This is a genomic window from Kitasatospora sp. NPDC058046, assembly GCF_042885595.1.
GTDB lineage: Bacteria > Actinomycetota > Actinomycetes > Streptomycetales > Streptomycetaceae > Kitasatospora.
The window spans coordinates 292,804-311,250 of the sequence record NZ_JBHVRS010000009.1; the positions used below are offsets into that span (position 1 = coordinate 292,804).

An 18,447-nucleotide genomic window follows, 5' to 3' on the forward strand; every position below is an offset into this window, starting at 1 on the left:
CCCCAGCCCTCGAAGCGGAGCACGATGAGTCAGACCGTCACCCGCGCCCTGCGCATCCTCGCCGAGCTCGGCGAGGGCGAGCGCTCCCTCGACCAGCTCGCCGAGGTGCTCGGCGTCCACAAGACGACCGTGCTCCGACTGCTGCAGAGCCTCGAAGAGGAACGGTTCGTCTATCGCGACGCGGCCTACCGCTACCACCTGGGCGCCGGCCTCTTCGCGCTCTCCGGTCTGGCCCTGGAGCAGCGCGGCGTGCGCCGGATCGCCGCCCCGCACCTGGCCGAGCTGAACGCCGCCACCGGCCAGACCGTGCACCTGGCCGCGTACGAGGGCGGCGAGGTGGTCTACATCGACAAGTTCGACTCCCGCCACCCGGTGCGGATGTACTCCCGGATCGGCCTGCGCGCCGCCCTGCACAGCGCCGCCGTCTCCAAGGTGCTGCTGGCCGACCTGCCGCTGCCGGAGCGGCGCCGGGTGGTGGCCGGGATCGACTTCGTCCGGCACACCGAGCGCACCCTGACCACCCCCGAGGCGCTGCTCGCCGAGCTGGAGAGGGTCGCCGCCCAGGGCTGGGCGCAGGACCACGCCGAACACGAGTCCTTCATCAACTGCGTGGCCGCGCCCGTCCGGGACGCCAGCGGGCGGGTGGTCGCCGCCGCCTCGATCTCCGTCCCGGACGTCGTCCTGCCGTACGAGCAGGTGCTGGACCTGCTCCCGCAGCTGCTCGCCACCACCCGCGCCGTCTCGGCCGACTGCGGCCGCCCCGACCACAACTGACGAATCGTCACACAACGTAAGGAACCCGATGTCCGCCGAGCACCCCCAGACCTTCGAGAAGACCGAGATCCGCACCGACGGCGCCCCCGCCCCCGCCTGGATGTTCTCCCAGGGCGTCCGCAAGGGCCCGTTCCTCCAGGTCTCCGGCCAGGGCCCGCAGGACCCGGCCACCGGCGAGTACCTGCACCACGGCGACGTGAAGGCGCAGACCCGCCGCACCCTGGAGAACGTCAAGGCCATCGTCGAGGCCGGCGGCGCCACCATCGAGGACGTGGTGATGTTCCGCGTCTACCTCACCAAGCGCGCCGACTTCCCGCTGATGAACGAGGTCTACGCCGAGTTCATCGACGAGAACGTCAAGCCCGGCGGCGTGAAGCCGTGCCGCACCACCGTCTTCGTCGAGCTGCCGCAGGAGCCGATGCTGGTCGAGATCGACGCCCAGGCCGTCATCGGCTGACCCGGCCCCGCCCGACGGAAGGGCCCGGACGCCACCCACGCGTCCGGGCCCTTCCGCCTGCCCGGGCCCGCCCGCTCGCCCCACCGCCCGCTCGCCCCACCGCCTGCTTGCCACACCCCCAGTCGCACATTAGGTTAGGCTCACCTAACTAACTGGAGGTCCGTCCATGAGCCTGCCCACCGGCGACACCGAGGTCCCCGAGCCCAGCACCGCCGACCGGATCCACAGCCTGCTCGGCACGACCTCCTCGCTCACCGTCCGCGCCCTGGGCGAGCACCACCACCTGGACACCCCGGTCTCCGTGCACGGCTCCCGGCTGCGGCTGCGCGCCGCCCTGGACGACCCGCTGACCACGGCCGCCGTCGGCGCCGCCGAGGGCCTCGCCGTCGTCCTCGACGTCACCGACATCGCCCCCGTCGCCGTCCGCGACCGCGTCCGCGCCCGCCTCACCCTGGCCGGCCGGCTGTGGCCGGCCCACCTCACCGACGACGGCCTCGGCGTGCACCTGCGGGTGGACGTCGCCCACGCCGTCCTCGCCACCCCGTACGCCACCGGCGCGATCACCGCCGCCGACCTCGCCCTGGCCACCCCCGACCCGCTGGCCCGGTACGAGGCCATGCTGCTCACCCACCTCGCCGACGACCACGCCGAGGCGCTCGACGTCCTCACCCGGCTGCTCGACCCGGCCGTGCTCGCCCACGCCCCGGAGGTCCGCCCGCTCGCCCTGGACCGCCACGGCCTGGTGCTGCGCCTGGACCACTCGCACGGCCACCGCGACGTCCGCCTGGTCTTCCCCGAACCCGCCCGGGACACCGACGACTTCGGCCACCGGATGCACGAGCTGCTGGCCGCCGCCCAGTACGGCCTGCCGGTCCACCGGCGCTGAACCCGGGCCCGCCCAGCACAAACGCCCGGGCCCGCCCGGCGCGAACGCCCGGGCCCGCCGGCCACCGCGGCCCCGGCCCGGTCACCGCTCGACCGCGTCCTCCAGCACCACCCGCCCGATCCGCGCGTACAGCCCGGGCCGCCACCGGCGCACCGCGAGCGCCAGCCCGATCCCGCCCGCGAACACCCCGATCACCAGGTACGGGATCAGCCGGAACAGCAGCGTGTGCGCCGCCTCCCCCGCCGCGGCGTCCCGGTTGAGCACCAGCAGCACCACCACCCCGGCCATCGCCACCCCGCCCGCCAGCGGCGCGGCCAGCGTCCGGAACCAGTGCGCCGTCTCCGGGTGCCGTCCGCGCACGTGGAAGTACCCGACCACGGCGAAGGAGCAGAGCGTCTGCACGACCAGGATCGCCATCGTCCCGAGCAGTGCCAGCAGCGTGTACAGGTGCGCGTACGGGTCCATGCCGGCCGCCAGGAACCCCGCCACCAGCCCCACCGCGATGACCGACTGCGTCACCGAGGCGATGTGCGGCGAGCCGTGCCGCGGATGGGTGCGGCCGAGCGCCGGGTGCAGCAGCCCCTCCCGCCCGATCGCGTACAGGTACCGGGCCGCGCACTGGTGGAAGGCCATCGCGCAGGCGAACGAGCCCGTGACGACCAGCCATTGGAAGACCTTCACCGCCCAGGCCCCCAGATGCGCGGCGAGCTGGTCGAAGAACAGGCTGTTGCCGTCCTTCCCCGGCACCGCGCCGCCCGCCACCGCGACCGCCCGCTCGACCCCGTTGCCGGACACGATCATCCAGGACACGAAGACGTAGAGCAGCCCGACCCCGATCACGGAGATCAGCGTGGCCCGCGGCACCACCCGCTTCGGGTCGCGGGACTCCTCGCCGTACATCGCGGTGGACTCGAAGCCCACCCAGGACCAGAACGCGAAGAACAGTCCGAGCCCGGCCGCCGAAGTCCCCGAACTCCCCACCCCCTTCAGCGCGTTCAGCGGGTTCAGGGTCCCGGCCGCGAGCCCGTCCGGCCCGCCGCCGGAGAGCAGCACCGCCAGTGAGACCGCCGACAGGACGCCGATCTCCAGTACCAGCGCGACCCCGAGCACCCTGGCCGTCAGATGCAGGTCGAACCAGCCCATCACCCCGATCACCGCCGCCCCGAACAGCGCGTACCAGCCCCAGCCGACGTCCACCCCCAGCTGCGAACGGACCAGCCCGCGCAGCGAGTACGCGAAGAAGCCGAGGGCCGCGGCCTCGGTGACGACGTACGCGAGCACCGCGAGCAGCCCCGAGGCCATCCCCGTCACCCGCCCCAGCCCGTGCGAGACGTAGCCGTAGAACGCGCCGGCCGCGGTGATGTGCCGGGCCATCGCCACGTAGCCGACCGAGAACACCGTCAGCACCACGGTCGCCACGATGTACGCGGCGGGCGCGCCCGCGCCGTTGCCCTGACCGACGATGATCGGCAGGTTGCCGGTCATCGCGGTGATCGGGGCGGCGGTGGCGAGCGCCATGAACACCACGCCGACCAGGCCGACCGAGTCCGCCTTCAGCCGGTCGACCCCGCCCGCCCCGGGCCGCTCCCGCCCGGCCGTCTCCCCCGCCACGCCCCCGCTGCGGACCGCCATCCGGCCTCCTCGCCTCCCGGCCCGCCCGACCGCCGGACCGGCCGGGCGCTGACCGTCCGCCAGCATGGCGCCCCGGAGGCGCCCGGAGATCCCGGCGACCACCCTGCGGGACACCGGAGTTGACGCTTCGTTCGATCGCTCGAACACCCCGGCGGGCCCGGGAACGAAAGCGGCCGGCCCGGCCGCACGAGGAGGTCCTCATGCGGCCGGGCCGGCCTGGGCGTGTCCCGCGCCCATGTCCGCCGTGCGGCGATCACCCGGTCGAGCGGTCACCCGACAGGACCATCCCGGGCGATCGGTTCGCCCGCAACGGCGGTGGTTCCTGGTACCCCGGAGCTCGAAGCCCTCGGGGTCAGAGCGCGACGCCGTGCGCGCGCAGGTAGGCGACCGGGTTGATGTCCGAGCCGTACTCCGAGCCGTTGCGGATCTCGAAGTGCAGGTGCGGGCCGGTCACGTTGCCGGTGGCGCCGGAGAGGCCAATCTGCTGGCCGGCGGTGACGGTCTGACCGATCCTCACGCCGATCGAGGAGAGGTGCGCGTACTCGGCGTAGTGGCCGTCGGCGAGCCTGATCTCGACCTCGTTGCCGTAGGCGCCGCCGTTGCCGGCCTTGACCACGACACCGTTGGCGACGGCGCGCAGCGGGGTGCCGGTGGAGGCGACGAAGTCCTGGCCGGTGTGGTGGCCGGAGGCCCACATCGAGCCGGCCACGCCGTAGGCGGTGCCGAGCCGCGGGCTCGCCAGCGGGGCGACGAAGCCGGAGGTGGCGGCGGCGACCGGAGTCGCGGTCACGGCCTGGGCCGGAACGGCGACCTGGAGCTGGGTCTCGAGCTGCGCGGACGGCTTGGCGGCCTCGGTCTGCACCTGGACCTGGGCCTGCGGCTTGGCGGCCTGGGTCGCCGGAGCGGACGGCTTGGCGGGCTTGGCCGGAGCGGCGGGCTTCGCCGGGGCGGCGTCGGCGGCCGGCGCGGCGGCGTGGCCGGACAGCGCGAGCTGCTGGCCCGGGAAGATCAGGTTCGGGTCGGCGCCGACGACCGAGCGGTTCTGCTCGTACAGCGCGTGCCAGCCGCCCTCGACGTTCCTGGCGTCGGCGATCTTGGACAGGGTGTCACCGCTGACGACGCGATAGCTCTCCTGCGCGGCCTGGGCGGCCGGAGCGGCAGCCTGCGTGGCCTGCTTGGCCTCGGTGGAGGCGGCGGCCGGAGCGGCCGGGGTGTGGGCCTGGGCGCTCATCGCGGTGACGAGCGGGAGGGCGAAGGACACACCGGTGACGGCGGTGGCGATGCCGATGCGGGCGGCGCGGGGCAGGGCGATACGACGAGCCTGTGCAGGCATGGAATTTTCCTCTCCGACGCCTGCGAGGTGAGCTGTCGGGTTCGGGCTGGAGTTGCCCGGCCGCTTGCGCGGCTTCACCCCAAGCCGGTCCTGGACGCCCGCGCCCTGAGGCGCGAACTCCGGTCCGGCGACTTACCTGTGGGTCCCCCGCTCCTGCCGTACAGAGTTCGTTTCGAACCACCGGGCAGCGGCAGGACTCGGCGTTCCACCCGGCGGATCCGTCCGGACTGGCCGGGCGGTCGCTGAACTAAAACCCATCCGTTCGGGTGAAGCAATGTCGATCTCTTGAAACGGCAACGATCCCCCCTGTCCCAGTGACCCTCCGCAGGCCCGGGCCCACGGTGCGTACACAACCCATTCACCCCCCGCCACTGATCCACGACCCTGCGCCGAGATCGGCCACGCCGCGCACCCGTCCGCTCACGCACCGCCAGCCGCCAACACACCCACCGGTGACCCTTGTCACGTGCGCCTCGGCAGCGCAGGATTCGCCCGTGGCCACCTCCGAGGCCGGCACCCTGCGCCTGGGCACCGCGCAGGGTCGCTGGGTACTAATGGCGACGGTGCTCGGCTCCAGCATGGCGATGCTGGACGGCACCGTGGTGAACGTCGCGCTGCCCCGGATCGGCGCCGACCTCGGCGCCTCCCTCGCGTCCCTGCAATGGACCCTGAACGCCTATCTGCTCACCCTGGCGGGCCTGATCCTGCTCGGCGGCGCGCTCGGCGACCGCTACGGGCGGCGCAAGGTCTTCCTGATCGGCGTGGTCTGGTTCGCCGTCGCCTCCGCGGCCTGCGCCGCCGCGCCGAACATCCACGTGCTGATCGCCGCCCGCGCCGTCCAGGGCATCGGCGGGGCGCTGCTCACCCCCGGCTCGCTCGCCATGCTCCAGGCCGTCTTCCACCCTGACGACCGCTCGGCGGCGGTCGGGCTCTGGTCCGGCCTCGGCGGGGTGTCGGCGGCGGTCGGCCCCTTCCTCGGCGGCTGGCTGGTGGACGGCCCCGGCTGGCGCTGGATCTTCCTGCTGAACCTGCCGCTCGCCGCCGCCGTGATCGCGGTCACCACCCGGTCGGTGCCGGAGAGCCGGGACGAGGGCGCCTCCGGCCGCTTCGACGTCCTCGGCGCCGTGCTCGCCGCCCTCGCCCTCGGCGCGATCACCTACGCGCTGACGGCGGCCGGCGAGGGCCTGTCCCCCGCCGTCTGGGTCAGCGGGGTGCTCGGAGTGGCGCTCGGCGTCGCCTTCGTGGCGGTCGAGCGCCGCGCGCCCGATCCGATGCTGCCGCTCGGACTGTTCTCCTCCCGGCTGTTCACCGCCGTGAACCTGGTCACCCTGTGCGTGTACGCGGCGTTCAGCGGCGTCTTCTTCCTGCTGGTGGTGCAGCTCCAGATCGTGTCCGGCTTCTCGCCGCTGGTCTCGGGCTTCGCACTGGTGCCGATCACCGTGCTGATGCTGCTGCTGTCCGCGCGCGCCGGGCGGCTCGGCAAGCGGATCGGCCCGCGCATCCCGCTGACCGTCGGCCCCCTGCTGTGCGCCGCCGGCGTGCTGCTGATGCTGCGCGTCGGCCCGGACTCCTCCTACTGGGTGGACGTGCTGCCCTCCGTCACGGTGATGGGCTGCGGCATGACGCTGCTGGTCGCACCGCTGACGGCGACCGTGCTGGCCGCCGTCGAGGTCCGGCACGCGGGCATCGCCAGCGGGGTCAACAACGCCGCCGCCCGCGCGGCCGGCCTGCTCGCGGTCGCCGCCCTCCCGGCGCTGGCCGGGCTGAGCGGCGACGCCTACCGGGTGCCCTCCTCGGTCGACTCCGCCTTCCACACCGCGATGCTGATCTGCGCGGGCCTGCTGGCCGCCGGCGGGCTGATCGCCCTCGCGACCGTACGGGGCAACGTGCTCGCCGCCGACGACCAGCAGGTGGCCGAGCCGAACTGCGACTGGCCGTGCGGCACCACCACCCCGCCGCTGGACCCGGGCCACGTCCCCACGACGCGCGAGGGCCCCGCCACCGGTCCGGCGGCGGGGCCCTCGACTCAGGGCTGACGAGACGTCAGAGGATGTCGCCGGGCGCGTACTTGGCGGCCTCCGGGTAGGCGGCCGCGACGGCCTCCACCTGGCGGACCACCTCGGCGACCTGGGCGCCGGCCGCGCCGGTGAAGGACAGCCGGTCGGCGAGCAGCGCGTCCAGCGCGGCCCGGTCCAGCGGGATCCGCTCGTCGGCGGCCAGCCGGTCCAGCAGCTCGTTCTCCCGGGCGCCCGCGCGCATCGCCAGCGCGGAGGCGACGGCGTGCTCCTTGATGACCTCGTGCCCGGTCTCCCGGCCGACGCCCGCGCGCACCGCGCCCATCAGCACCTTGGTGGTGGCGAGGAACGGCAGGTAGCGGTCCAGCTCGGCCTCGATCACGGCGGGGAAGGCGCCGAACTCGTCGAGGACGGTCAGGAAGGTCTCCAGCAGGCCGTCGAAGGCGAAGAACGCGTCCGGCAGCGCGACCCGGCGCACCACCGAGCAGGAGACGTCGCCCTCGTTCCACTGGTCGCCGGCCAGCTCGCCGGTCATCGAGGCGTAGCCGCGCAGGATGACGGCCAGGCCGTTGACGCGCTCGCAGGAGCGGGTGTTCATCTTGTGGGGCATCGCGGAGGAGCCGACCTGGCCCTCCTTGAAGCCCTCCGTGACCAGCTCGTGGCCGGCCATCAGGCGGATGGTCTTGGCCAGGCTGGACGGCGCGGCGGCCAGCTGGACGAGGGCGGTGAGCACCTCGAAGTCCAGCGAGCGCGGGTAGACCTGGCCGACGCTGGTCAGCACGTTCTCGAAGCCGAGGTGCCCGGCGACCCGGCGCTCCAGCTCGGCCAGCTTGTCGGTGTCGCCACCGAGGAGGTCGAGCATGTCCTGGGCGGTGCCGACCGGGCCCTTGATCCCGCGCAGCGGGTAGCGGGCGATCAGCTCCTCCAGGCGGCGGAAGGCGACCAGCAGCTCGTCGGTGATCGACGCGAACCGCTTGCCCAGGGTGGTGGCCTGCGCGGCCACGTTGTGCGAGCGGCCGGCCATGACCAGCTCGGCGTGCTGGGCGGACAGCTTGGCCAGGCGCACCAGCACGGCCACCGTGCGGTCCCGCACGTGCTCCAGGGACTGGCGGATCTGCAGCTGCTCGACGTTCTCGGTCAGGTCCCGGGAGGTCATTCCCTTGTGGATCTGCTCATGCCCGGCGAGCTCGCTGAACTCCTCGATCCGGGCCTTCACGTCGTGGCGGGTGACCCGCTCACGGGCGGCGATCGAGCCGAGGTCGACCTGGTCGATCACCCGCTCGTAGTCGGCGACGGCGGTCGCCGGAACCTCGACGCCGAGGTCCTGCTGGGCCTTCAGGACGGCGAGCCACAGGTGGCGCTCGAGGACCACCTTGTGCTCGGGGGACCACAGCTGGGCCAGGGTCGCCGAGGCGTACCGGGAGGCCAGGACATTGGGGATCTGGGGCTTCGCGCTCACGCTTCGCAAGAGTAACAGCCGAGGTCACGCCGGACGTCGGCGGAGTGGGGTAGGCTGGGTCAATTGAGCGCCTTTCAGATGACGCCCCGCAGCCTTCTCACCGCAAGGATACCACACCGATGAGCGAACCGCCAGTGACCGCGCGGGACTCCAGCGCCCTCGCCGCGGCCCTGCGCACCGAGCAGGCCCACCTCACCCGGCTCTACGCCCGGCTGGACACCGAGCGCGAACGGGCCCGTCGCACCGCCGACGGCGCCCACGACGGCGCCGGATCCGGCGGCACCCACCAGGCCCGGCTGGAGCGCGAGGTGCGTGCCCGCGAAGCCGCCCGCCACACCGCCCGACTGGAGGCGGTCGAGCGCGGACTCTGCTTCGGCCGGCTCGACGAGCGCGACGGCACCGTCCACTACATCGGCCGCACCGGCCTGACCGACGAGACGTACGAACCGCTGCTGCTCGACTGGCGCGCCCCGGCCGCCCGTCCCTTCTACACCGCGACCCCCGTCCACCCCGGCCCGGTGGTGCGCCGCCGCCACCTGCACACCCGGGGCCGCACCGTCACCGGCCTGGACGACGAGGCGCTCGACCTCGCCGGGCTGGACGAGTCCGGCCGCCGCACCCTGGTCGGCGAAGCCGCCCTGCTCGCCGCCCTCGACCGCGAACGCACCGGCCGGATGGGCACCGCCGTCGCCACCATCCAGGCAGAGCAGGACCGGGTGATCCGCTCCCCGCTGCGCGGCGCCCTGGTCGTCCAGGGCGGCCCCGGCACCGGGAAGACGCTGGCCGCCCTGCACCGCGCCGCCTACCTGCTGTTCACCCACCGCGCCGCGCTGGAGCGCCGGGGCGTCCTGGTGATCGGCCCCAACCCCGGCTTCCTGCGGTACATCGAGGAGGTGCTGCCCGCCCTCGGCGAGACCGAGGTGGTGCTCCGCACCGTCGCCGAACTCCTCCCCGGCCTCGCCGCCACCGGCACCGACGACCCCGCCGCCGCCTTCGCCAAGGGCGGCCCCTGGATGGCCGGGGTGCTCCGCGCCGCCGTGGCCGCCCACCAGACGGCCCCCGCCGAGGGCCTGGACCTCGGCGAGGGGCTGCGGGTCTCCGCCCGGGCCTGTGCCGAGGCCCGGGACGCCGCCCGCGGCCTGCGACTGCCGCACAACCGGGCCCGCGCCTTCTACCTGGGCACCCTGCTCGACGCCCTCGCGATCGGCCAGGCGCTCACCCTCGGCCGCCCGTACGACGACGAGGAGGCGCACTACGCCCCGCGCGAGCTGTGGGAGCGGCCGGACGTCCGCGCCGCGCTCGACCCGCTCTGGCCCCGGCTCACCCCGCAGCAGCTGCTCGAACGCCTGCTCACCGACCGGGAGTTGCTCGCCGCAGCGGCCCCCGAGCACGCGACCGCCCTGCTCCGCCCGCCCGGCTCCGAGTGGACGGCCGAGGACGTCCCGCTGCTCGACGAGGCCGCCGAACTCCTGGGCGCCGAGGGGCCCCCGGCCCCCACCGGTCAAGACTCGGACGAACTGGCCTTCGCCCAGGGCGTGTTGACCATCACCGGGCAGACCGACGACGTGCTGCTGGACTCCGCCGCCCTGGCCGAGCGCTTCCGCGACGACGGCCCGTACCGCTCCACCGCCGAACGCGCCGCCGCCGACCGCACCTGGGCGTACGGCCACGTCGTCGTGGACGAGGCGCAGGAGCTGTCCGCGATGGCCTGGCGCGCCGTCCTGCGGCGCGTCCCGACCACCTCGCTCACCATCGTCGGCGACCTCGCCCAGACCGGCTCGCCCGCCGGCGCCCGCAGCTGGGCCGAGACGCTCGACCCGCACCTGCCCGGCCGCTGGCGCGAGGAACGGCTCACCGTCAACTACCGCACGCCGGAGCCCGTCATGGCCCTCGCCGCCGCCGTGCTGCGCACCGCCGTACCCGGCCACCGGCCGCCCGAGTCCATCCGCCCGGGCACCGAGCGGCCCCGCGCGGTCCGCGTCCCGGCGGGCGGCTTCGCCGCCGCGCTCGCCCGGCTGCCCGTCGGCCCGGGCACCCTCGGCGTGATCGCACCGGACGCCCTGGCCGGGGAGCTGGACGCGCTCACGGTCGCGGACGCCAAGGGGCTGGAATTCGACGCGGTCGTGGTGGTCGAGCCGGCCGCGCTCGCCCCGCGCGACCTCTACGTCGCCCTGACCCGGACCACCCGCTCACTCACCCTGCTCCACCACCGGCCGCTGCCACCGGAACTCGCCGGGCTGCTCTGACCGGGACGAAGCACTGGTGGCGTACGGGCGGCGCGGGGTCCTACTGCGCGCCGCCCGTACGACCGGCCAGCACCGGCAGCACCTGGGAGCAGATCGAGTGCAGGGCGATCCGCTGCTCGTCGGTCATCGCCTCGAAGGCCTGGTGGGTCCGGGCCATCTCGCCGCGGATGCGGTTCAGGATCTCCCGGCCCTCGGCCGTGATCACCACGATCTTCACCCGGCGGTCACCGGCCGCCGCCTCCCGGTTGGCCAGGCCCAGCGACTCCAGCCGGTCCACGATCCCGGTGACGTTCGAGGCGTCGCAGCCGAGCCTCCCGGCCAGCGCGCGCATCGGCACCGGCTCCTGCACCGCGCCCAGCGCCTTGGCCTGCGAGGAGGAGAGCCCGTGCCGGGCCGCGGCGGCCGCGAAGTCCTGGAAGTACGCGGCACCGACGGAGGCCAGCGCCTCCATCAACTCGGCGTTGGTCGGTACGGTCGTCGTCGCTGTCGAACCCATGGGGCCAGAGTACGACCAGGTGCTTCAGTAACTCAAGCTTTGACCACGGCAACCGTCCGCGAGCCGCCCCGGAACCCTCCGGTGTCAGAGCACCAGCTGGTCGAACAGCCGCCGGAGCTCCGCCTCCGGGTCCGCGGTCAGCCCGGTGTGCACCGGCCCCGGCTGGACGATCGCGCTGCGCGGCGCGGTCAGCCAGCGGAACCGCTGCCCGGCGCTGTCCCCCGCCGCCGGACCGGCCTGCGGGCCGCCGTGGCAGACCGCCTCGATCCCCTGCAGCGCCCGCCGCACGCCCTGCACGTCCGCCACCGGGTCCAGCGCCAACAGCCGGGCCTGGTCCAGGTGGGTCCGGGCGGCCAGGTGCGATTCCTGTCGGCAGTACAGCAGCACCCCGACGTTGACGCACTCGCCGCGCTCGACCCTCGGCACCGCGCGGATCACGGCGTACTCGTAGTCGTGCAGCTCGACGGTGGCCGGCAGCACGGACAGCGTGAACTCGGTCATGCGGGCACCTCCGGCAGCCAGTCGCGCGGACCGGCCAGTCGCTCGGTCAGCTGGGTCCGGTACGCGGCGCGCACCTCGTCGGGCGAGTCGAAGCCGAACTCGTCCACCAGCCAGACCTCGGGGATCTGCGCCACCGCGCCCTCGATCGCCGCCTCGGCGAGCGGCGCGAGCGCCTTGTCGGCCGCCGCCAGGTCCGGCCGGGCCCCCAGCAGCGCGTGGTCGGAGGCGTCGTACGGACGGCGGATCCAGGCGGCGGCACCCGGCCAGTTGTGGTGGAAGATCAGGCTCGCGCCGTGGTCGATCAGCCGCAGCCCGCCGGTCGCCACCAGCAGGTTGGGGTTGCGCCAGGAACGGTCGACGTTGCCGATCAGCGCGTCGAACCAGAGCACCTGCCCGGCGAGCTCCGGATCCACCTCGAAGCAGAGCGGGTCGAAGTTGAGCGCGCCGCTGACGAAGGCCATCCCGAGGTTGGTCCCGCCGCTGGCCCTCATCTGGTCCTGGATCTGGTGGTCCGGCTCGCTGCGCGCGAGCACCGGGTCCAGGTCGACCGTCACCAGCTCCGGCACCGGCAGCCCGAGCCGCCGGCCGAGCTCCCCGGCCAGCACCTCCGCGACCAACGCCTTGCGGCCCTGCGCCGCACCGACCCATTTCAGCGCGTACAGCCGCCGATCGTCGGCCTCGACCAGGCCCGGCATCGAGCCGCCTTCTCGCAGTGGCGTCACGTACCGGATCGCCGTCACCTCGGGTAGCACGGCCGACAGCCTATCGGTGTCGCCGCCCTTTCCTCTCTCCCCCTCCCGCCGCCACCCCGTTCTCCCTCTTCTCCCTTTTCTCCCCGCCCTCCTCCACCCCACCCCCACGGCCCCGCCCCGGTGGCAGCCCCCGCTGCTCCGTGCGAGTGTGGCGGACAGTAATGGGGACCTTCACGGCAAAGGGATGAGCGATGGAACGACCTCGGATCCTGATCGTGGGCGGTGGCTTCGCCGGCCTGGAGTGCGCCCGCCGCCTCGAACACAAGCTGTCACCGTCGGAGGCCGAGATCTCGCTGGTCACGCCGTTCAGCTACCAGCTCTACCTCCCCCTCCTCCCCCATGTCGCGGCCGGCGTCCTCACCCCGCAGTCCGTGGCCGTCTCGCTGCGCCGTACGCTGCGCCGCACCCACATCGTCCCCGGCGGCGCCATCGGTGTGGACCCGGCCTCCAAGGTGTGCGTCGTCCGCAAGATCACCGACGAGGTGGTGGCGCAGAAGTACGACGTCCTGGTGCTCGCCCCCGGCAGCGTCACCCGCACCTTCGACATCCCCGGCCTCACCGACTACGCCCGCGGCATGAAGACGCTCGCCGAGGCGGCCTACGTCCGCGACCACGTGATCGCCCAACTCGACCTCGCCTCGGCCACCTTGGACCAGAAGGAGCGCGAGTCCCGGCTCCAGTTCGTGGTGGTCGGCGGCGGCTACGCGGGCACCGAGACGGCCGCCTGCCTCCAGCGCCTGACCACCGCCGCCGCCCACCGCTACCCGCGTCTGGACGCCCGGCAGATCAAGTGGCACCTGATCGACATCGCCCCGAAGCTGATGCCGGAGCTCGGCGACCCGCTCGGCGAGGCCGCCCTGGAGGTGCTGCGCGACCGCGGCATCGAAGTGTCGCTGGGCGTCTCGGTGGCCGAAGTCGGCGCCGAGACGGTCAAGTTCACCGACGGCCGGGTGCTCCCCTGCCGCACCCTGATCTGGACGGCCGGGGTGGCCGCGAGCCCGCTGATCGGCACCCTGGACGCCGAGACGGTCCGCGGCCGGCTCGCCGTGACGGCGGAGATGCGGGTGCCGCAGTTCGAGGGCGTGTTCGCGCTCGGCGACGCCGCCGCCGTCCCCGACCTCGCCAAGGGCGACGGCGCGGTCTGCCCGCCGACCGCCCAGCACTCCGCCCGCCAGGGCCGCGCGGTCGCGAACAACGTGATCGCCTCGCTCCGCAACCAGCCCCTGGAGCCGTACTACCACAAGGACTTGGGCCTGGTGGTCGACCTCGGCGGCAAGGACGCGGTCTCCAAGCCGCTCGGCATCGAGCTGCGCGGGGTGCCCGCCCAGCTGGTGGCGCGCGGCTACCACCTGATGGCGATGCGCACCAACGCGGCCAAGTTCCGGGTGGGCGCCAACTGGCTGCTCAACGCGACCGCCGGCGACGACTTCGTCCGGACCGGCTTCCTCGCCCGCCAGCCCGCCCGGCTGCAGGACTTCGAGTACACCGACGCGTACCTGACGAAGGATCAGGTCATCGCGCACGCCCAGTCCCTGCTCGCCAAGGGCTGAGCACGGCGGAACGGCGGTTCGGCGCCCCCACGGCCGAGGCCGCGGGGGCGCCGAACCGTGTGCTCACCGTGCGGTCAGGTACATCCCGCCCGCGTCCTGCCCGGCCGTGTTGCGGCACGCGTAGTCACCGCTCGGGCGCGCCCACAGCAGCGTCAGGCAGCGCCCGACCGCCTGCTGGCCGTAGTAGTTGGGGTGCATCGACTCCTGCAGCACGCCCTGCGTGGAGTTGAGGCCGCCGTCCAGGAAGCGCGCCCACTCGCTGGTGGTCGCGGACGGGCCGGAGCTCGCGGTCGGCTGCCGGGTGGCCGTCGAGCAGACCTCGCGGCCCTGCAGCATGTCCGACAGGTCCAGGAACTGCGCGCCCTTGGCGGCGGCGACGCCCGCCAGCGCCTGGGAGATCTGCGGCACCATCGAGTCGCGGGCCCAGTCGGCGTCGCCGTCCCAGAACGGGCAGCCGCCGGTGTTGGAGCGGGTCCAGCCGCTCTCCGGGTACCGCATCTCGGCGCCGCGCGGGATCGGCGACGGGTAGGACTGCAGCACCAGGCGGTAGTCCGACTGCGCGTAGCCGGCGCCGGCCATCACCGCGCGGATCTCGTCGATCGCCTTGCCGACCCCGGCCATCGCGGCGGGCATCTTGGCGTCGATCCCGGACTGCGCGGAGTCGTGGCAGTAGGAGTACCAGATCAGGTAGTCCTGCACGCAGGTGGAGATGACGTCCGAGAAGCCCAGGTCGTTGCCGCCGATCGACAGGGTGATCAGCTTGACGTTGTTCTGCCGTGCCACGGTGGCGAGTTGGTCGGCCTGCGGGGCCTCGCCCTTGAGCGACTGCCCGCCGTTGGCGGCACGGAAGACGTTGGCGCTGACGGCGCCGGAGCAGGCCAGGTCGATCTCGTTCTGGGCCCCGGTCGAGGCGCTGAGCACCTCGGCGACGTCCGAGCGGTCGCACCCGCTCGCGGCGGTGGCGCCGTAGACCCGCGAGGGGTCGTACGAACTGCCGGTCCAGGCCCGGTCGGTGCCGTTGCGGCCGCCGCCGGTGCCGGCCGCGTTGCCCTTCCAACGGCCGGCCTCGCCGGAGATGTAGCTGTCGCCGAGGGTGACGCTGGCGGTGGGCCCGGACGGCACGACAGCCGGTGCGGCCGGGGCGGACGGAGCGGCGGAGGCCGGCGAGGCGACGGCCAGGCCCGCGACGGCGATCGGGAGGGCCAGGGCCGCGGCGAGCAGCCGTCGGCCGGGGCGAGGGGCGCTGCCGGTGCTGCGGGCACTGCGGGCGCTGCTCGAACAGTTCTCGGGCACTGCGGAACTCCTGCGGCTCGGTCCTCCCGGGGAAACGGGGAACGGGAGGACGCCTGGGTGAGGGTGGGCCGCCGGCCGGTGGCGCGATGAAGATGACATGCGCGCGCCCACCACCGCTAGGCGTCTGCGGGAGGTTTCCGCTTTTGTTACCGCCGGGTTCAGACCAACCGGGCGGGCGACGCCCAGGCGCCGCCCGCGGTTCACACCCGCCACACCTGCCCCACCCGCCCCGCACCCCAGGGCCCGACCACGACTCACACCAGCCGCGACCCGCCCCCGCCCGCCCCCAGCACCGCCGCCAGGTCCTCCGCCAGCTCCCGCGCCTGGGCCGCCTCCAGCCTCGCCGTGGTGAACCGCAGCCCGGGCGGCGACTGGATCCGGTACCGCGCGCCGGGCGCCGCGACCCAGCCGCGCTGCACCAGCGCCGCCAGCACCGAGGTCTCGTCCGGCACCGGCACCCAGACGTTCAGTCCGCTCCGCCCGTGCGCCGCGATCCCGCGCGCCGCCAGCTCGTCCAGCAGCGCGTCCCGCCGGGCCCGGTACGCGGCGGCCACCCGGTCGGCCGGCGCGGCGTCGCCGCTCCACAGCTCCGCGACGGTGCGCTGCAGCAGGTGGCTGACCCAGCCGGCGCCCAGCCGCAGCCGGCCGGTCACCCGTCCGATCGTCTCCTCGTCCCCGACCGCCACCGAGACCCGCAGGTCCGGCCCGTACGCCTTGGCCGCCGAGCGCACCACCGCCCAGTGCCGGGTGCCCGCCCCGACCAGCGGGTGGTACGGCTGGTCGACCATGCCGTGCCCGTGGTCGTCCTCGATCAGCAGCACCCCGGGGTGCTCGGCCAGGACGGCCTTGAGCGCCTCGGCCCGCCGCGCGGTGAGCGCCGCACCGGTCGGGTTCTGCGCCCGGCTGGTGACCACCACGGCCCGGACGCCCTCGGCCAGCGCGGCGGCCAGCGACCCCGGCAGCGGGCCCTCGTCGTCCAGTCGGACGGGCACCTGCTTCAGCCCCAGCGCGGGCAGCAGGTCGAGCAGGCTGCCCCAGCCCGGGTCCTCGACGGCCACCGCGTCGCCGGGGCGCAGCCGGGCGCCGAGGATCCGTTCGACGGTGTCCAGCGAGCCGGAGGCGACGGCGATCGGGCCGCCGGGCAGGCCGTCGGCCTCGAAGGAGGCGCGGGCGAGCGCGAGCAGCCGCGGGTCGACGCCGGCGTGCCCGTACAGCACAGGGTCGGTGCGCGCGGCCTCGGCGGCGGCCGCGAGGGCCTGGGCGAGGTCGGGCAGCAGGGCCGGGTCGGGGTTGCCGGTGGACAGGTCGCGGGCGTGCGGCGGGACGGGGATGCGGATCTGGTCGCGCGGGGTGAGCGCGGGTCTGGGCAGGATGCGGCTGCCCTTGCGGCCGGCCGTCTCGATCACGCCGCGGTCGCGCAGCAGCCGGTAGGCGGCGGCGACGGTGTTGGGGTTGACGCCCAGTTCGGCGGCGAGGTCGCGCAGCGGGGGCAGCGCGGTTCCCGGGGCGAGCTGCCCGCTGCTCACGCCCTGCTCGACGTGGGCCGCGATTTCGCTGGCGCGTCGCCCTTTCAGCGGATAGTCTCCTAGCACAAAGCTAAGTATGCACTAGTACATAGAGGATGTCATGTCGGCCAACCCGGAAGACTCGCCCAGCTACTCCCGCACCCCCAGGACCACCCCCACCCGCTACCGGGACCGGGCCACCTGGGAGCAGGAGGCGATCCACGCCATCCTCGACAGCGCCTACATCTGCCACCTCGGCTTCGTCGTCGACGGCGCCCCCGTGGTCCTGCCGACGATCTTCGCCCGGGTCGGCAGCCGGCTCTACGTCCACGGCTCCACCGGAAGCCGCCCGATGCGCAACGCCTCCGGCGAGCAGGGCATGCCGGTGTGCGTCACCGTCACCCAGGTCGACGCGCTGGTGCTGACCAAGTCCGCGTTCAACCACTCGGTGAACTTCCGCTCGGTGGTCGCCCACGGCACCGCGCACCAGGTCACCGACCCCGAGGAGCTGGACGTCGCGCTCGCCGCCCTGGTCGACCACGCGATACCGGGGCGCTCCGCCGAGGTCCGTCCGGCCAACGCCAAGGAGCTCGCCGCCACCGCCGTCGTCCGGCTGGAGCTGGACGAGGTCTCGGCCAAGACCCGGGAGGACGGCGCCGCCGACGACCCGGAGGACACCGGCCTGCCGTACTGGTCCGGGCTGATCCCGGTCACCACCGTGCACGGCACCCCCGAGCCGCACCCCGGCACCGCCGTCCCGCTCCCCGCGCACCTGCGCGGCTACCCCCGCTGACGGGAGGCCCACCCGTGCTGATCAGATCCTGGGACCGCGGCGACGAGGCCGAGTGGCGCGCCTGGCTGGCCGAGGGCCGCGACTTCGGCCTGCTCGCCGCCAACGGCGGGCGCGGCGAGGGGCCGGTGCTGGTCCCGACGCACTTCCTGCTGGACGCCGACCGCGGCGAGATCCTGCTCCACCTCGCCGCGCCCAACCCGTTGCTGGCCGCCGTCCGGGCCGACCCGAAGGTCACCCTCGCGGTCACCGACGGCTACGCCTTCGCCCCGGGCCACTGGCGCGGCGCACCGGGCACGCCCACCAGCTACTACGCCTCCGTCCACTTCCACTGCACCGCCGAGGTGGTGGAGTCCGCGGCCGGCAAGGCCGAGATCCTCAACCGCCAGCTGGCGCACTTCCAGCCCGAGACGCCGGAGGTCCGGGTGGTGCCCGGCGAGGGCGAGCTGGCCCGGCAGCTGCCCGGCCTGCGCGGGCTCCGGCTGACCGTCGACGAGGTGCGGGCCAAGTTCAAGTACGACGACAAGAAGCCCGCCGAGGCGCAGTACGCGATCGCCGACCGGCTCGCCGAACGCGCCGACGGCCGGGGGCGCGGCCGCGACCAGTACGCCGCCGCCCGGGCCCAGTTGCTCCGCCGTCACCGGCGGCGCACCGACGGGCCGCGGGGCGCGGCCGGCCCCGTGGGCGACGCCCCCCGCGCCGACCTCCCGCGCACCGTCGACCGGCGCACCGAGCGGCCGCGCGCCGCCGACTGACCC

Annotated in this window: 16 protein-coding genes and 1 riboswitch; of the genes, 8 read left to right on the plus strand and 8 right to left on the minus strand. The window is 74.4% G+C overall.

Going from position 1 to position 18,447, the window contains the following annotated elements; all coding sequences use genetic code 11:
- Window positions 1-24: 24 nt before the first annotated feature.
- From ACFVU7_RS20840 to ACFVU7_RS20850, 3 genes are all read left to right on the plus strand, one after another.
- Complete coding sequence (locus ACFVU7_RS20840) at window positions 25-774, plus strand: IclR family transcriptional regulator (RefSeq protein WP_380741340.1); 750 nt, start codon at window positions 25-27, stop codon at window positions 772-774.
- Window positions 775-802: 28 nt separating this feature from the next.
- On the plus strand, window positions 803-1,231 hold the full coding sequence (locus ACFVU7_RS20845; RefSeq protein ID WP_380667869.1) for a RidA family protein: 429 nt from the start codon (window positions 803-805) through the stop codon (window positions 1,229-1,231).
- A 166-nt stretch (window positions 1,232-1,397) separates the two neighbouring features.
- Window positions 1,398-2,117 (plus strand): DUF2470 domain-containing protein, encoded by a 720-nt coding sequence (locus ACFVU7_RS20850; RefSeq protein ID WP_388046383.1) that lies wholly within the window; start codon window positions 1,398-1,400, stop codon window positions 2,115-2,117.
- 81 nt (window positions 2,118-2,198) lie between these two features.
- Here the strand turns inward: ACFVU7_RS20850 and ACFVU7_RS20855 are convergent, their stop codons facing one another.
- Window positions 2,199-3,749, minus strand: coding sequence for an APC family permease (locus tag ACFVU7_RS20855; protein WP_388046384.1), 1,551 nt, complete (start codon window positions 3,747-3,749; stop codon window positions 2,199-2,201).
- Window positions 3,750-4,101: 352 nt separating this feature from the next.
- Window positions 4,102-5,082 carry a peptidoglycan DD-metalloendopeptidase family protein gene (locus tag ACFVU7_RS20860; RefSeq protein WP_388046385.1) on the minus strand — a complete coding sequence of 327 codons (981 nt, stop codon included), beginning with the start codon at window positions 5,080-5,082 and terminating at the stop codon, window positions 4,102-4,104.
- 2 nt (window positions 5,083-5,084) lie between these two features.
- A riboswitch (cyclic di-AMP (ydaO/yuaA leader) is annotated at window positions 5,085-5,285 on the minus strand.
- Window positions 5,286-5,636: 351 nt separating this feature from the next.
- On the opposite strand from ACFVU7_RS20860, the gene ACFVU7_RS20865 reads away from it, so the two are divergent.
- On the plus strand, window positions 5,637-7,118 hold the full coding sequence (locus ACFVU7_RS20865; RefSeq protein WP_387828839.1) for an MFS transporter: 1,482 nt from the start codon (window positions 5,637-5,639) through the stop codon (window positions 7,116-7,118).
- 7 nt (window positions 7,119-7,125) lie between these two features.
- Here ACFVU7_RS20865 and purB read toward each other — a convergent pair whose 3' ends face one another.
- Window positions 7,126-8,556 (minus strand): adenylosuccinate lyase, encoded by a 1,431-nt coding sequence (gene purB / locus ACFVU7_RS20870; protein ID WP_049652391.1) that lies wholly within the window; start codon window positions 8,554-8,556, stop codon window positions 7,126-7,128.
- A gap of 119 nt (window positions 8,557-8,675) precedes the next feature.
- Here purB and ACFVU7_RS20875 point away from each other — a divergent pair, with 119 nt between their 5' ends.
- Entirely contained in the window at window positions 8,676-10,802 is a 2,127-nt protein-coding gene (locus ACFVU7_RS20875; protein WP_388046386.1) for a HelD family protein, read from the plus strand.
- Window positions 10,803-10,842: 40 nt separating this feature from the next.
- Here ACFVU7_RS20875 and ACFVU7_RS20880 read toward each other — a convergent pair whose 3' ends face one another.
- The 3 genes from ACFVU7_RS20880 to ACFVU7_RS20890 all read right to left on the minus strand — a co-directional run bounded on the left by ACFVU7_RS20880 (window position 10,843) and on the right by ACFVU7_RS20890 (window position 12,551).
- Window positions 10,843-11,298, minus strand: a complete 456-nt coding sequence (locus ACFVU7_RS20880) for a MarR family winged helix-turn-helix transcriptional regulator (RefSeq protein WP_049652396.1) — start codon at window positions 11,296-11,298, stop codon at window positions 10,843-10,845.
- An 84-nt stretch (window positions 11,299-11,382) separates the two neighbouring features.
- Entirely contained in the window at window positions 11,383-11,799 is a 417-nt protein-coding gene (locus tag ACFVU7_RS20885; protein WP_049652398.1) for a DUF3037 domain-containing protein, read from the minus strand.
- Window positions 11,796-12,551: a HipA family kinase gene (locus ACFVU7_RS20890; RefSeq protein WP_049652400.1), complete on the minus strand. Its 756-nt coding sequence runs from the start codon at window positions 12,549-12,551 to the stop codon at window positions 11,796-11,798. Before ACFVU7_RS20890 ends, ACFVU7_RS20885 begins: the two co-directional genes overlap by 4 nt.
- 191 nt (window positions 12,552-12,742) lie before the next feature.
- On the opposite strand from ACFVU7_RS20890, the gene ACFVU7_RS20895 reads away from it, so the two are divergent.
- The gene (locus tag ACFVU7_RS20895) at window positions 12,743-14,101 is read left to right on the plus strand and encodes an NAD(P)/FAD-dependent oxidoreductase (RefSeq protein WP_049652402.1); all 1,359 of its coding nucleotides are present in this window, start codon (window positions 12,743-12,745) and stop codon (window positions 14,099-14,101) included.
- A 63-nt stretch (window positions 14,102-14,164) separates the two neighbouring features.
- On the opposite strand, the gene ACFVU7_RS20900 is transcribed toward ACFVU7_RS20895, so the two are convergent.
- Together ACFVU7_RS20900 and ACFVU7_RS20905 are read right to left on the minus strand one after the other, a co-directional pair.
- Complete coding sequence (locus tag ACFVU7_RS20900; protein WP_388046387.1) at window positions 14,165-15,394, minus strand: GDSL-type esterase/lipase family protein; 1,230 nt, start codon at window positions 15,392-15,394, stop codon at window positions 14,165-14,167.
- Window positions 15,395-15,648: 254 nt separating this feature from the next.
- Complete coding sequence (locus ACFVU7_RS20905; RefSeq protein WP_380744731.1) at window positions 15,649-16,986, minus strand: aminotransferase class I/II-fold pyridoxal phosphate-dependent enzyme; 1,338 nt, start codon at window positions 16,984-16,986, stop codon at window positions 15,649-15,651.
- Window positions 16,987-17,020: 34 nt separating this feature from the next.
- On the opposite strand from ACFVU7_RS20905, the gene ACFVU7_RS20910 reads away from it, so the two are divergent.
- Window positions 17,021-17,692, plus strand: coding sequence for a pyridoxamine 5'-phosphate oxidase family protein (locus ACFVU7_RS20910; RefSeq protein ID WP_049655499.1), 672 nt, complete (start codon window positions 17,021-17,023; stop codon window positions 17,690-17,692).
- 14 nt (window positions 17,693-17,706) lie between these two features.
- Complete coding sequence (locus ACFVU7_RS20915; RefSeq protein ID WP_388046388.1) at window positions 17,707-18,444, plus strand: FMN-binding negative transcriptional regulator; 738 nt, start codon at window positions 17,707-17,709, stop codon at window positions 18,442-18,444.
- Window positions 18,445-18,447: the final 3 nt, after the last annotated feature.